Raw genomic sequence first — 13,983 nt, forward strand, 5'->3', positions numbered from 1 at the left:
CGCGGCCGCCGTCGTCCTCAGACGACGGCGCCGCGGCCCGGATCGTCGTCGTCCTCGTCACCGGTACGCATCCGCGCCACCAGCGTGGCGAAGCCGCCGAGGAAGCCGCCGACCCCCACCGTGACCGCCCACCAGGTCAGTTCCATCTGGAGCAGGACGAAGGCGAGCAGCAGCAGCGGGCCGCCCAGCACCGCGATCCAGGCGAACTTGGTGGTCGCGTCCGCGTCGGGCAGCGGCGGCGGCTCGGGCGGCACGAAATGCGCGTCCTCGTCGTCGTCTGCCAGCTCGAAGTCCCGCGGGCCGCTGATCACCGGGTGGATCACGATCGTGCGGTCCGCGGGCGGCGGCGCCGTGCTCACCGCCGCGGGGTCGGTCGGGTCCGGGTCCGGCGGCTGCACGGGGACGTTCTCCGCCTCGGGCCATGCCGCGGCCGTGCCCGGGTCCGGCTCGTCGTCGTAGCCGGCGATCAGCGCGGCCCAGGCCGCGTCCTCGTCCAGGGGCGGGCGGGGCGGCTCCTCCTCGTGCGGGGCGGTGCCCTCGTCCTCGCGGTCAGCCACCGGCCGTGCCCTCCTTCACCGCGTCGTCCGCCCTGCCCGCGGCCGACAGCCGCTCGACGAAGGCGTAGGACTCCTCGAAGATCCGCTCCGCGTCATGGTCCAGGGTCGCCACGTGGAAACTGCGCTCCAGCACCTTCTCGGTGACGTCCGTGGACGACACCGAGCCCAGCACCACCGCCGAGTTCGACGGGTGCACCACATGGTCCACCCGGCTGTGCAGCAGCAGCAGCGGCTGGGTCACCTGCGGCAGCCCGGCCCGCGCCACCCGCCACAACCTGGTCAGCGAGTGCACCGCGTGCAGCGGAGTGCGGTCGTAGCCGACCTCGGCGCCGCCCTCCATGGCGATGTCGCTGGCGATGCCCTTCACCGAGGGCACCGCGTGGCGCAGCACCGACACCGCCTTGAGTGCCGGGCTGTCCGCCTTCACTGACGGGTTGACCAGGACCAGGCCGCTGATCTCCGCGCCGTGCCGGGCGGCCAGCCGCAGCGCGAGGGCGCCGCCCATCGACAGGCCGCACACGAAGACCTGCGAGCAGCGGTCGGTCAGCTCCCGCAGCGCCCGGTCCACCTCGGCGTACCAGTCCTGCCAGCCGGTCATCTGCATGTCCTGCCACCGCGTGCCGTGGCCCGGCAGCAGCGGCAGCGACACGGTCAGGCCGCGCTCCGCCAGATACTCGCCCCAGGGGCGCATGGACTGCGGCGAACCGGTGAATCCGTGACAGAGCAGCACGCCGATCTCGCCGCCGTCATGGCGGTACGGCTCGGCTCCTGGCATGAGCGGCACCGTGGGTCTCCTGTTCGAGGGCGTGAAACCGCGTACGCGGGTACACGAGGTACACGGAGGTCGGATGTTCAGCGTACGCGGCCGCGATACCAAGCGGTAAGCCCCATCGGAACCAGCTGGAGCCGCTCGCTGGCGTTAAGGTCGGTGCGTCGGCTACAGGAGGTCCGAGGTTGTTCTACGGCGCGATGAAGATCGCCATCGGCTCACCCCTCAAGGCTGCCTTCCGCCCCTGGGTCGAAGGCATCGAGCACATCCCGAACGAAGGTCCCGCGATCCTCGCCAGCAACCACCTGTCCTTCTCGGACTCCTTCTTCCTGCCGGCGGTGCTCGACCGCAAGGTCACCTTCATCGCGAAGGAGGAGTACTTCACCTCGCCCGGCGTGAAGGGGAAGCTGACCGCCGCCTTCTTCAAGGGCGTCGGGCAGCTCCCGGTCGACCGCTCCGGTGCGCGCGGCGCCGGCGAGGCCGCGGTCAAGAGCGGGGTCGCCGTGCTGGAGCGCGGTGAGCTGTTCGGGATCTACCCCGAGGGCACGCGCTCGCCCGACGGCCGCCTCTACCGGGGCAAGCCCGGCGGCCTGGCCCGGGTCGCGCTGGCCAGCGGGGCGCCGGTGATCCCGGTGGCGATGATCGACACGGAGAAGGTGCAGCCGGTGGGGAAGGTCGTCCCGAAGCTCTCGGTACGACCCGGCATCCGGATCGGCCGCCCGCTGGACTTCTCCCGCTACGACGGGATGGAGGGCGACCGCTTCATCCTGCGGTCGATCACGGACGAGGTCATGTACGAGATCATGAAGCTGTCCGGGCAGGAGTACGTCGACATCTACGCGACGGCGGCCAAGCGGGCCTTGGCCGAGGCGGCCAAGGCCGCGGCCCAGCCCCAGTAACCCCCGGCCGCCCGGGGAGTGCGGTCCCCTGCGCAGGGGAGCGTTTTCGCGGGCCGCGGTGGCTCGGGCGGTTCCCCTTCGGTAGAAGGGCGCGGTCTCGCGGGCCGCGGTGGCTGAGGGGATGCCCCTGCGGAGGGCGGTGCCCCATCAGGGGCGGGCACCCCCAGGCGAAGCTCTGGGGGAGAACGGAGCGACCGGCCACCGACCGCGCGCGGTTCGTCTCCGTCCGAAAGGGGCTGTTCGGACCGTGCCGGACCACCGGCCGGCGAGCGACGCGAGAGGGGGGTGCCCCCACGCGCCCCCGGGGCGGTGGCGGTCGGTCGTCACACGACGGTGGGCGGGCGGGGCCCGGCCCTGTCGAGGAGGGCGCCGTACTGCGGAAGGACCCTGGGCCCCGGCCGGCCGACGGCTAGGGTGGCGCGGGTGAGGATGTCGGTGGAGCAGCCGCTGTGGCGCGCGCTCGTGGCGTACCGGGTGCTGACGGCGGCCTACGCGGTGGCACTGTGCTGCTACGCGTACGACGAGCTGCGGCACCCCCTGCTGGGCGCGGTGTACGTCGGGACGCTCGCCGCGTGGACGCTGGCCACGCTCGGCCGGGTGATGTCGGCCCGCCGCTGCACCAAGCGCTTCCTGGCCGCCGACCTGGCCCTGGCGCTCACCGGGATACTGCTGACCGCGGTCGTCGACACCCAGGCCCGTATCGACTCCGGCGCCTTCACGCTGCCGTCCATCTGGACGGCCGGCTCCGTACTGGCCTTCGCGATCAAGGGCGGCTGGCGGTGGGCCGCCGTGGCCTCCTCGCTGGTGGCCGCCGCCGACCTGGTCGAGCGCGGCACCGCGGGCCGCGACACCCTGCACAACGTGCTGCTGGTCTGGGTCGCCAGCATCGGCATCGGCTACGTCGTCGAGGTCGCCAGGATCAGCGAGCGGACCCTGGCCCGCGCGCTGCAGATCGAGGCCGCCACCCGCGAGCGCGAGCGGCTGGCCAGGGACATCCACGACGGTGTGCTCCAGGTGCTCGCGATGGTCCAGCGGCGCGGCAACCAGGCCGGCGGCGAGGCCGCGGAGCTGGGCCGGATGGCCGGCGAGCAGGAGGCCGCGCTGCGCACCCTGATCAGCGGCGCCCCGATCCCGGCGCCCCGCACCGCGGACGGCGCGCAGGACGGGCCGCACGACCTGCGCACCCGGCTGGTGCCGTACACCTCGGCCCGGGTGACGCTGTCCGCGCCCGGCACCCCCGTGCTGCTCGACCCGGCGGCGGCCGCGGAGCTGGCCGCCGCGGTGGGCGCGGCGCTGGACAACGTACGGCGGCACGCCGGCGAGCAGGCGCACGCCTGGATCCTCGTCGAGGACGAGCCGGACGCGGTGCTGGTGACGGTCAGGGACGACGGCCCCGGCATCGCGGAGGGCCGGCTGGCCGCGGCGGCGGACGAGGGGCGGCTCGGTGTGGCCCAGTCGATCCGCGGCCGGCTGCGCGACCTCGGCGGCACCGCGGAACTGCTGTCGCTGCCCGGCCAGGGCACCGAGGTGGAGCTGCGGCTGCCCAGGGCCGCGCTCGTCAAGGACACGGCGGCGCACGCCGCCGCCACGGAAGGAGGCACCGCATGACCGTCGGCGACGACCTTGCGGCCCAGCGGACGGTCACGGTGATGGTGGTCGACGACCACCCGATGTGGCGCGACGCGGTGGCCCGCGACCTGGCGGAGGCCGGCTTCCAGGTGGTGGCGACCGCGGGCGACGGCCCCGAGGCGATCCGCCGCGCCAAGGCCGCCCGCCCGCAGGTGCTGGTCCTCGACCTCAACCTGCCCGGCGCGTCCGGTGTGCGGGTCTGCAAGGAGGTCGTGGCCGGCGACCCCGCGCTGCGGGTCCTGGTGCTGTCCGCGAGCGGCGAGCACACCGACGTGCTGGAAGCGGTCAAATCCGGTGCGACCGGCTACCTGCTGAAGTCCGCGGCCCGTGAGGAGCTGGTCGACGCCGTCCGCAGGACCGCGGTGGGCGACCCGGTCTTCACTCCCGGCCTGGCCGGGCTGGTGCTCGGCGAGTACCGCCGGCTGGCGACGGTGCCGCCGCAGGCCGCGCCGGGCGGCGCGGCCGCGCCCCGGCTGACCGAGCGGGAGACCGAGGTGCTGCGGCTGGTCGCGAAGGGTCTGAGCTACAAGCAGATCGCCCAGCGTCTGGTCATATCGCACCGGACGGTGCAGAACCACGTGCAGAACACCCTCGGCAAACTCCAGTTGCACAATCGCGTCGAGCTTGTCCGATACGCGATTGAGGCGGGTCTGGACGGGGATCCGACCGTTGACGGGAACGGCGACATGTGACCCAAGTCACGCTAGCTTGGCGGAGGTTGTCACATCCGGCACAGCTGGCTTGCGACGAAGGGAAGAGTCCATGCGAGTCGGAGTTCTGACTGGCGGCGGAGACTGCCCCGGCCTCAACGCGGTCATCCGCGGCATCGTACGTAAAGGCGTCCAGGAGTACGGGTACGACTTCACCGGCTTCAGGGACGGATGGCGGGGTCCCCTCGAAGGGGACACCGTACGGCTCGACATCCCGACCGTCCGCGGCATACTCCCGCGGGGCGGCACCATACTCGGCTCCTCGCGCACCAACCCGCTCAAGATCGAGGGCGGGGTGCGCAGAGTCCAGGAGAACCTGGCGGCGGAGGGCGTCGACGCGCTGATCGCGATCGGCGGCGAGGACACCCTCGGCGTCGCCGCCGCCCTCCATCGGGAACACGGCGTAAAAGTGGTGGGTGTCCCCAAGACCATCGACAACGACCTGTCGGCCACCGACTACACCTTCGGTTTCGACACCGCGGTCAACATCGCCACCGAGGCCATCGACCGGCTGCACACCACCGCCGAGTCGCACATGCGGGTCCTGGTGGTGGAGGTGATGGGCCGGCACGCGGGCTGGATCGCGCTGCACTCGGGCCTTGCGGGCGGCGCCAACGTGATCCTCATACCGGAACAGCGCTTCGACCTCGACCAGGTGTGCGCATGGGTCGAGAGCCGCTTCAAGATCCGCTACGCGCCGATCGTGGTCGTCGCCGAGGGCGCGATGCCGCGGGACGGCGACATGGTACTCAAGGACGGCACCCTCGACTCCTTCGGGCACGTCCGGCTGTCCGGCATCGGCGAGTGGCTGGCCAACCAGATCGAGAAGCGCACCGGCAAGGAGGCCAGGACCACCGTGCTCGGCCACGTCCAGCGCGGCGGCACCCCCAGCGCCTTCGACCGCTGGCTGGCCACCCGCTTCGGCCTGCACGCCGTCGAGGCCGTCAGGGACGGGGACTTCGGCAAGATGGTCGCGCTGCGCTCGACCGAGATCGTCCGGGTGCCGATCGGCGACGCGACCGCCAGGATCAAGACCGTCGACCCGTCGCTCTACGCCGAAGCGGGGGTCTTCTTCGGGTAGCGCCGCGGCCGCTCCCGGTACCGACACGAAGACGCACACCGACAGCGCTTGCCGCAAGTGATCCCCGCGACCTATTCTCCCTCCACCCGGCTTGTCCGGCCGCTTCGTTTCCCCCTGTGAGCACATGAGGAGCGCCCGGTATGAAGGGTGTGGCGAGCGGGCTCTGCGTGCCCGTACTGGCGGTCGCAGGCGGCACCGCATCCGGCAAGTCCACCCTTGCCGACGCGTTGGCGCTGCACCACCCCGACACTGTCGGACTGATCCATCTCGACGACTTCTACGTCCCCGCGCACGATCCGCTGCGCGGGGTCAGGACGCTCAGCGCGACCGGCGCGGAGACCCTGGACTGGAACCACCCGGGGTCCATCGACGAGACCGCGGTGACCGCCGCGATCGACGCGGCCGCCGGGTCCGGGCGGCACCGCCTGGTGGTGGTCGAGGGCCTGTTCGCCCTGACCCTGCCCGCGGTCGCCGCGCGGGCCGCCTGGCGGGTGTACGTCGACACGCCGGACGACATCCGGCTGGCCAGGAAGATCCTCCGCAAGATCGAGGTCCAGCGGCAGGACCCCCGGGTCTCCCTGCTGAACTACCTGGCCAGCGGGAGGGAGCGGCATGCCGCGCATGTCGCCCCCTCCCGGTCGCTCGCCGACCTCGTGGTCGACGGCACCGCCGACGAGTACACGATGATCGCCGAGGTGCTGACCCTGATCGGCCCGCTGCTGGCAGAACCGGTGCTCGCCGAAGCGGCCATGGACGCCAGCTACTTCGGCGAGACCGCGTAGGGCCTGCTCACCGGACCGGCGCCAGCACCTCCGCCAGGAGCCCGGCGGCGATCTCCGCGCCGTTGAGCGTCAGCACCGACTCCGGGTGGAACTGCACGCCCGCGAAGCCGGGGCCGCGCATCGCGTGGACGTCGCCGGTGTCCGGGTCGCGGCTCAGCTCGACCTGGTGCATCGCCAGCTCCTCCGCCGCGGTGTCGTCGCAGCGGGCGGTGAAGGAGTTGTAGAAGCCGACCGTCTCCCTGCGGCCGAACAGGTCGATGGTCCGCTGGGCGCCCTGGAAGGGCTCGTCCTTGCGGACCAGGTCCAGGCCCAGCTCCGCCGCGAGCAGCTCGTGGCCGAGGCAGACCCCGAGCAGGCCGTGCGGGTGGTCGCGGACCAGGTCGGCGGCGAGCCCGCGCAGGAAGCGCATCTTCGGGTCGGCGGTGTCGGCCGGGTCGCCGGGTCCGGGGCCGAGCACCACCGGGCCTTCGTGGGCCAGCGCCGCGGCCCGCAGTCGCGGGTCGTCGTAGCGGCGTACGGTCACCGCGTGGCCCGAGGACCGCAGCAGGTGCGCCAGCATCGCGGTGAAGGTGTCCTCGCCGTCGACGACCAGGGCGTGCGCGGTCGGCCGGGGGTGCTCGACCTGCATCCGCAGCCAGAACGGCGCCAGGTGCGCCCTGCGGGCGTCCAGGGCCGCCCGCACCCGGATGTCGTCGGCCAGCCGCGGCCGGGGTGCGCCCGGGGCGCCTGCCGGCGCCTCGCGCACTCCGAGAGCGGTCAGCACGCCCGCGGCCTTGGCGTGCGTCTCGGCGACCTCGGCGTGCGGCTGCGAGTGCCGTACGAGCGTGGCGCCGACCGGCACGCGCAGCTCCCCGTCGGGGGAGATGTCGGCGGTGCGGATCAGGATGGGGGAGTCCAGCGTCTGTGCGCCGCCCGCGTCCCGGCCGATCAGGGCCAGCGCGCCTGCGTAGTAGCCGCGGCCGCCGGGCTCGTGGCGCTCGATGACCCGGCAGGCGTTCTGCACCGGCGAGCCGGTCACCGTCGCGGCGAACATCGTCTCGCGCAGCACCTCGCGCACGTCGAGCGTGGAGCGCCCGCGCAGCTCGTACTCGGTGTGCGCCAGGTGCGCCATCTCCTTCAGCCGCGGGCCGACCACGACCCCGCCCAGGTCGCAGACGGTGCACATCATCTTCAGTTCCTCGTCCACCACCATGGTCAGTTCCTCGGCCTCCTTGGGGTCGGCGAGGAAGTCCAGCAGCCCGGCCGCGCTCGGGCCTTCCCGCGGGTAGCGGTAGGTGCCGCTGATCGGGTTCATCACGACGGCGCTGCCGGACATCCGGACGTGCACCTCGGGGCTGGCGCCGACCAGGGTGCGCTCCGGGGTGTGCACCACGTACGTCCAGTACGCGCCGCGCTCGCCGCGCAGCAGCCGGGCGAAGAGCGCGAGGGCCGCGGCGGGGCCGTACCCGGGGATGCTGCCGCGGAAGGTGCGGCGGATCACGAAGTTGGCGCCCTCGCCGCGGCCGATCTCGTCCTCGATGACCCGCCCGACGATGCCGGCGTAGGCGTCGTCGCCGACGTCGAAGGCGCCGCCCTCGACCCGTACCGGGAGGTCGGGGATCGCGTCCAGCAGGTCGGCGAGCGGGAGTTCGCCGGTCTCCTGCGGGTGCAGGACGACCAGCGGGGTGCCGTCGTCGCGGACGTCGAAGCCGCGCTCGCGGATCTGCCGGAAGGGGATCAGGGCGAGCGCGTCGGTGCGGGCGCCGCCGCCGGTCGGGCCGGTGGGCAGTGCGATGTCGGCGAGCCGGTCGACGGTCGTGACGGGTCCCGTGAGGACCTCCACGACCCCCTCGGGCCGCCCGGGCGTCCTGCGGTGCAGCAGGGCGAAGGGCGGCTGGCCAGGGGCGAGCAGGCGGGTGACGAGCCGTACGGCGGCGGAGTTCTCTGGCACGGTCGGTGGTCCTTCCTTGACGGCGGGGAAGGGGCGGCGACCGGCCGGGAAACGCCGAAGGCCGCCCCGTGGGGCGGCCTTCGCGAAGATCTGCTGATGCGCGATTCAGCGGGCCGCCGGATGAGCGGTCCACCACCAGTCCTGGTGCGTCGTCGGTGAGTTCTGAAGCGCGATCATGCCGACGACCTTAGCGCACCGGGACCCGTCGCGTCAGAGCAGGGTGTTGTAGGTGTTCCAGCCGCTGCCGATCCTGATCGCGGGAGCCGCGTAGGGGGCGGTGGCGCTGCCGGTGCCCTTGTAGAGCCAGAGCACTCCGGAGGAGTCGCGGGCGACCAGGTCGGCCTTGCCGTCGCCGGTGATGTCACCCGCACCGGTCAGGGCGGTGAAGCCGCCCCATCCGCTGCCGATCCTCGTCTTCGCCGCGTAGGGGGCGGTGGCGCTGCCGGTGTTCCGGTAGAGCCAGAGCACCCCTGAGGAGTCGCGGGCCACCAGGTCGGCCTTGCCGTCACCGGTGACGTCGCCGGCACCGATCAGGAGGTTGAAGGCGTTCCAGCCGGTCCCCAGGAGCGACTTGCTGCTGAAGGGTGCGGTGGCGGTGCCGGTGCCCTTGTAGACGTAGAGCTGGCCCGCGGAGTTGCGACCTATGAGGTCCGGCCTCCCGTCCGCGGAGATGTCGCCCGCTCCTACGAGCATGTTGTACACGCTCCAGCCGGTGCCGACCTTGACCTTGGACAGGAACGGGACGCTGGGCTTGCCGCTGCCCTTGTAGTACCAGAGCGTCCCTGAGGCGTCGCGGGCCACCAGGTCGCCGACCGCGTCGGCCCGCAGGCCGTTCAGGTCGGTGATCGTGTTGAAGGCCTGCCAGCCGCCGCCGACCCTGAAGCGCGCGTAGTACGGCGAGGCGGCGTTCCCCGTGCCCTGGTACTGCCACAGGGCGCCGGAGGCGTCCCGGGCGTCCAGGTTGAACCGGGTGGAGCCGGACACGGCGGCCACGCTGGTCGTCTGCTGCACGTCACTGGCCCGCACCCAGGCGATCCGGTGGTTGTAGCGGATCGGGTAGAACAGGTTCGTGCCCTTGACCAGGGTGCGGTCACCGGTAGCGGTGCCCGCGAAGGTGCCCGCGTACCAGTAGTCGCCGACCGCCTCGGGTCCTGCCTGCGCGTAGGCCTGGCCCGCCGCGACGGTGTACTTCTTCAGCGGGTCGGAGTTCAAGCCGTCGATGGAGTTCTGCACCGGCACGTTCGTGCCGGCGTAGGCCGCGTCCTCCGGGTAGGCCCTGCCGTAGACCGGGATCGTCGTCTTGCCGGACGCAGGGGTCAGCACGGGGGTCGGGGAGACGACCGAGGTGTACTGCCCGCCCGGGTTGTGGAACCACAGCGCGCGGCCCTGGTACCAGATCGCCGTCCAGTCGGTCTGCACACCGGCGACGACGTAGGCGCCGCCCGCCCGGACCTTGTCGGCCCAGTTCGACCCCTCGGTCGACTTCACGCTGCCCAGGTACGGGTCGACCGGTACCGCGGCGGAGGTGGACGGCGAGGTGTAGAGGTAGACGAAGTTCGCCGGGTGGGCGGCGACCGCGGCTCCATCGTTGGTCAGCGCCGGCTGGTTCTCCGTGGTGTACGGCGGCACCACCCGGACCAGCTGCCCGGTGCGCAGCGGGCCGCCCGCGCTGCCGGCGCCGTCGGGGGCGCCCAGCAGCGACATGTAGTGGTTCCAGTCCCAGTACGGTCCCGGGTCCCAGTGCTGCCCGGCGACCTTGTCGTCCAGTACGCCGGGCACCTCGTCGTGGCCGATGATGTGCTCGCGGTCCAGCGTGATGCCGAATTTCTGGGCCAGGTATTTCACCAGGACGGCCGAGGAGTCGTACTCCTGCTCGGTGAACCAGTCACCGGTCTTGATCGCCCAGCCCTCGTGCTCCACGCCGACCGAGTGCATGTTCACGGTCTTGTTGGCCGCGTGCCACGCCTCGTCCTTGAGCTGCACCATCTGGGTGACCCGGCCGTCGTCCGCGATCATGTAGTGAGCGCTGGCGTAGACGGACGTGTCCTTCGCGAACCGGTCGATGCTGCCCTGGAAGGTGCCCTCCATGTCGTGGATGACGATGTAGCGGATGTCCTCGCCGTTCGCGGGCCGGTTCGACACGTTGTGGTTGACGAAGTCGTCCGCCGCGGCCCCGGCCGCGTGCGAGTAGAGGGACTGGACGAAATTGCAGTTCAGCGACGACGGGCACTCGGGCGTCGGGGTCGCCTCGGTGGCCGCGGGGGTCGTGGTCGTGGACGCCGCCAGCGGGACCTTCGACGGCTCGACCGGGGCCACCGACGGGTCGGCGGCCAGCGTCAGCGACTGGCCGTCGTTGGTGGTCCGGCTCGCGCCGGTCTTCACCGTGTCGTAGACCCGCTGCACGAACTGCTTCGCGCCGCCGGCGTCGGGGGACTGGCTGTAGCGGGCGATACCGGCCCACCAGCGGCCCGGGTCCGCGGGCAGCGAGCCGACGGCGGCCTTCTCGTACTGCGCCAGCAGCGCCGCACCGGCCCGCACGCTCTGCCGCGGGTCGCTGCGCACATCGGACGCCGAGGCGTCGATCAGCTTCGCGGCGGCGTCCAGGGTGTGCAGCCGCGGGTCGGCGGTGTCGACCTTGGCGGCGCGGTCGGCGCCCTTCAGCGCCCTGGCGGCGTTGAAGTGCCGCGTGACCGCCGGGTCGCCGCTGAGGTTCAGGTGCGCCAGCTGCTCGTCGGCAGTGGGCTGCTCGATGTCGGCGTCCGTGACCTGGGTAAGGCCCATCACGTTGTAGTTGCCGGTGGTGCTGGGCCTGCCCTGGTGGGACTCCCACAGCGTCTGCCGGTACGAGACCGCCATCAGTACGCTCTGCGGTACCTGGAACTCCTGGGCCGCGGCGGCGAAGTCCGCCTGGAGCGCGCTCTGCGCCGCGCCCGCCTTCGCGTCCGTCGTACCGCCGGACGACGTGCTCGCCAGGGCGATCGAGCCGTAGGTCGCCGCGGTGGCGAGCGCTACGGCCCCCGCCCCGTATGCGATCCACGACTTCCGTCTGCGGTGTCTGCTTGTCAAGGTGCTGCCCTCGGCCTTCCCGCGCGCTGAAGAGCGCGCCCTCCCGGGGAGCCGCGCCTGAACGGCGTTCGGCTCTGAAGCGTGACGACGCTATCAGCCGGGCGTTCGGTTTCCGCGTTGCCCCCCGGACGGCATGTCTCATCCACTGAGCGGGTCGAAAAGCACTCGACATGACCCCGTAATGTGGAGCTGTGACCGTGAACGCAGACATCCACGCCGGGGGCAACACCTGGCACGCTCTTCCCGCGGCGCAGCAGCCCGAGTGGCCCGACTCCGAGGCTCTGCGCGATGTGATCGCCGACCTCGCCTCGTATCCGCCGCTCGTCTTCGCCGGGGAGTGCGACCAGTTGCGCAGCCGGCTGGCGTCGGTCGCCAGGGGTGAGGCGTTCCTCCTCCAGGGCGGTGACTGCGCCGAGGCGTTCGACGGTGTCGGCGCCGACCAGATCCGCAACAAGCTCAAGACGCTGCTCCAGATGGGAGCGGTCCTCACCTATGCCGCCTCGGTGCCGGTGGTCAAGGTCGGGCGGATCGCCGGGCAGTACAGCAAGCCGCGGTCCAAGCCGACCGAGACCCGCGACGGGGTGACCCTGCCGACCTACCGCGGCGACTCCGTCAACGGCTTCGAGTTCACCGCGCAGGCCCGCACCCCGGACCCCGAGCGGCTCAAGCGGATGTACCACGCGTCGGCGTCCACGCTGAACCTGGTCCGCGCCTTCACCACGGGCGGGTACGCCGACCTGCGCCAGGTGCACGCCTGGAACCAGGACTTCGTGAAGTCCTCGCCGTCCGGGCAGCGCTACGAGGCGCTGGCCCGCGAGATCGACAACGCGCTGAACTTCATGGCGGCCTGCGGCACGGACCCGGCGGAGTTCCGCACGGTGGAGTTCTTCGCCTCCCACGAGGCGCTGCTGCTGGACTACGAGACGGCGCTGACCCGCACCGACTCGCGGACCGGCAAGCTCTACGACGTCTCGGGCCACATGGTGTGGGTCGGCGAGCGCACCCGGCAGCTGGACGGCGCGCACATCGAGTTCGCCTCCCGGATCAGCAACCCGATCGGGGTGAAGCTCGGCCCCGGCACCACGCCGGAGGAGGCGCTCACCTACATCGACCGGCTCGACCCCGACCGCGACCCGGGCCGGCTCACCTTCATCGTGCGGATGGGCGCGGACAAGGTCCGCGACAAGCTGCCGACGCTGGTGGAGAAGGTCTCCGCGTCCGGCGCGCAGGTCGCCTGGATCTGCGACCCGATGCACGGCAACACCTTCGAGGCCGCCTCGGGCCACAAGACCCGGCGCTTCGACGACGTGCTGGACGAGGTCAGGGGCTTCTTCGAGGTCCACCACGCGCTCGGCACGCACCCCGGCGGCATCCACGTCGAGCTGACCGGCGACGACGTCACCGAATGCGTCGGCGGCGGCGACGAGATCTTCGTCGACGACCTGCACCAGCGGTACGAGACGGCGTGCGACCCGCGGCTCAACCGCAGCCAGTCGCTCGACCTGGCCTTCCTGGTCGCGGAGATGTACCGCGGGCAGTAGCGACAGGGGACACGGAAGGGGCGCGGATCACATCGATCCGCGCCCCTTGTCGCTTTTCTCCGTCCCACCCGACAGGTAAGGTAAGGGTTACCTCAGCTCCCCAGGGACCCCGATCGGCGGTGACCGCGTGTACGTCTGCTCCTGCTTCGGCATCACCGAGCAGCAGGTCAAGCAGCACGCCGACGACGGTCGCTGCACTCCCCGGCAGATAGCCTCCGCCTGCAAGGCGGGCACCGACTGCGGGTCCTGCGTCAAGCGCATCCAGAGCCTGCTGGGCCGCGGCGGCGACTGCGTGACCCGTACGAAGCTGGAGCCCGTGCAGGCGGCAGCGGACGCGGCCGAGACCGCGGCCGAGACCGCGGCCGAGACCGCGGACGGGGACGGGGACGGGGACGGGGTGCCAGGGAAGCGCGCCGCCTGAGCGGCGGCCGCGGGGCTCAGCTGTCCGGCTGCTCGACCACCTGTGCGATGTACAGCGGCTCACCCAGCTTCTCCACCAGCGCCAGCTGCGTGTCGAGATAGTCGATGTGGTGCTCCTCGTCGGCCAGGATCGATTCGAAGATGTTCTTCGACGTGAAGTCGCCCTTGCCGTGCATGACCTCGATACCGCGGCGCAGCCGGTCGATCGCCTCGACCTCGACCTGCCGGTCGGCCTGGAACATCTCGGTGAGCGTCTGCCCGACCCTGACGTGGAAGAGGCGCTGGTAGTTCGGCAGGCCTTCCAGAAGGAGAATGCGGTCGGTCAGCATCTCCGCGTGCTTCATCTCGTCGAACGACTCCGACCTGGTGTACTTCGCGAGCTTCGGCCAGCCGAAGTTCTCCTGCATCTTCGCGTGCAGAAAGTACTGGTTGATCGCGGTCAGCTCAGCGGTCAGCTGTTCGTTCAGGAACTCGATGACCTCGGGGTCGCCCTGCATGGCAACGCCGTCCTTCCGTTCTGACGAGTGGTTGCGCGCATCCTCGCACCCAGCGGTGGTGCGATCCAGTAAGCGGGTCCTTACATTCGGTGACCTGACCCG

12 protein-coding genes are annotated in these 13,983 nt (G+C 71.7%); 7 read left to right on the forward strand and 5 right to left on the reverse strand.

Annotated features, from left to right (window positions below):
• Nucleotides 1-17: 17 nt before the first annotated feature.
• Together NFU81_RS23445 and NFU81_RS23450 are read right to left on the reverse strand one after the other, a co-directional pair.
• A complete protein-coding gene (locus tag NFU81_RS23445) occupies nt 18-557 on the reverse strand; it encodes a hypothetical protein (protein ID WP_251493081.1) in 540 nt (179 codons plus the stop codon).
• The gene (locus tag NFU81_RS23450; protein ID WP_251493083.1) at nt 550-1,341 is read right to left on the reverse strand and encodes an alpha/beta hydrolase; all 792 of its coding nucleotides are present in this window, start codon (nt 1,339-1,341) and stop codon (nt 550-552) included. The genes NFU81_RS23445 and NFU81_RS23450 overlap by 8 nt, the downstream gene beginning before the upstream one ends.
• A 170-nt stretch (nt 1,342-1,511) precedes the next feature.
• On the opposite strand from NFU81_RS23450, the gene NFU81_RS23455 reads away from it, so the two are divergent.
• From NFU81_RS23455 to NFU81_RS23475, 5 genes are all read left to right on the forward strand, one after another.
• Nucleotides 1,512-2,225 (forward strand): lysophospholipid acyltransferase family protein, encoded by a 714-nt coding sequence (locus NFU81_RS23455; RefSeq protein WP_251493085.1) that lies wholly within the window; start codon nt 1,512-1,514, stop codon nt 2,223-2,225.
• Nucleotides 2,226-2,654: 429 nt separating this feature from the next.
• Nucleotides 2,655-3,833 carry a MacS family sensor histidine kinase gene (macS, locus tag NFU81_RS23460; protein ID WP_251493164.1) on the forward strand — a complete coding sequence of 393 codons (1,179 nt, stop codon included), beginning with the start codon at nt 2,655-2,657 and terminating at the stop codon, nt 3,831-3,833.
• Nucleotides 3,830-4,546, forward strand: a complete 717-nt coding sequence (locus tag NFU81_RS23465) for a response regulator (RefSeq protein ID WP_251493087.1) — start codon at nt 3,830-3,832, stop codon at nt 4,544-4,546. Before macS ends, NFU81_RS23465 begins: the two co-directional genes overlap by 4 nt.
• Before the next feature lie 70 nt (nt 4,547-4,616).
• On the forward strand, nt 4,617-5,645 hold the full coding sequence (locus NFU81_RS23470; protein WP_251493089.1) for a 6-phosphofructokinase: 1,029 nt from the start codon (nt 4,617-4,619) through the stop codon (nt 5,643-5,645).
• Between the two features lie 140 nt (nt 5,646-5,785).
• The gene (locus NFU81_RS23475) at nt 5,786-6,427 is read left to right on the forward strand and encodes a uridine kinase family protein (protein WP_251493091.1); all 642 of its coding nucleotides are present in this window, start codon (nt 5,786-5,788) and stop codon (nt 6,425-6,427) included.
• Between the two features lie 7 nt (nt 6,428-6,434).
• Here the strand turns inward: NFU81_RS23475 and NFU81_RS23480 are convergent, their stop codons facing one another.
• Both NFU81_RS23480 and NFU81_RS23485 read right to left on the reverse strand, forming a co-directional pair.
• Nucleotides 6,435-8,357 (reverse strand): anthranilate synthase family protein, encoded by a 1,923-nt coding sequence (locus NFU81_RS23480; RefSeq protein ID WP_251493093.1) that lies wholly within the window; start codon nt 8,355-8,357, stop codon nt 6,435-6,437.
• A 210-nt stretch (nt 8,358-8,567) separates the two neighbouring features.
• On the reverse strand, nt 8,568-11,423 hold the full coding sequence (locus NFU81_RS23485) for an N-acetylmuramoyl-L-alanine amidase (RefSeq protein WP_251493095.1): 2,856 nt from the start codon (nt 11,421-11,423) through the stop codon (nt 8,568-8,570).
• Between the two features lie 191 nt (nt 11,424-11,614).
• On the opposite strand from NFU81_RS23485, the gene NFU81_RS23490 reads away from it, so the two are divergent.
• Together NFU81_RS23490 and NFU81_RS23495 are read left to right on the forward strand one after the other, a co-directional pair.
• Complete coding sequence (locus NFU81_RS23490; protein ID WP_251493097.1) at nt 11,615-12,964, forward strand: class II 3-deoxy-7-phosphoheptulonate synthase; 1,350 nt, start codon at nt 11,615-11,617, stop codon at nt 12,962-12,964.
• Between the two features lie 127 nt (nt 12,965-13,091).
• Nucleotides 13,092-13,385, forward strand: a complete 294-nt coding sequence (locus NFU81_RS23495; protein WP_251493099.1) for a (2Fe-2S)-binding protein — start codon at nt 13,092-13,094, stop codon at nt 13,383-13,385.
• A gap of 16 nt (nt 13,386-13,401) precedes the next feature.
• Here NFU81_RS23495 and bfr read toward each other — a convergent pair whose 3' ends face one another.
• Nucleotides 13,402-13,881, reverse strand: a complete 480-nt coding sequence (gene bfr / locus NFU81_RS23500; protein WP_251493101.1) for a bacterioferritin — start codon at nt 13,879-13,881, stop codon at nt 13,402-13,404.
• Between the last annotated feature and the right edge of the window lie 102 nt (nt 13,882-13,983).

It is taken from the genome of Actinacidiphila cocklensis (assembly GCF_907177275.1).
Lineage (GTDB): Bacteria > Actinomycetota > Actinomycetes > Streptomycetales > Streptomycetaceae > Actinacidiphila > Actinacidiphila cocklensis.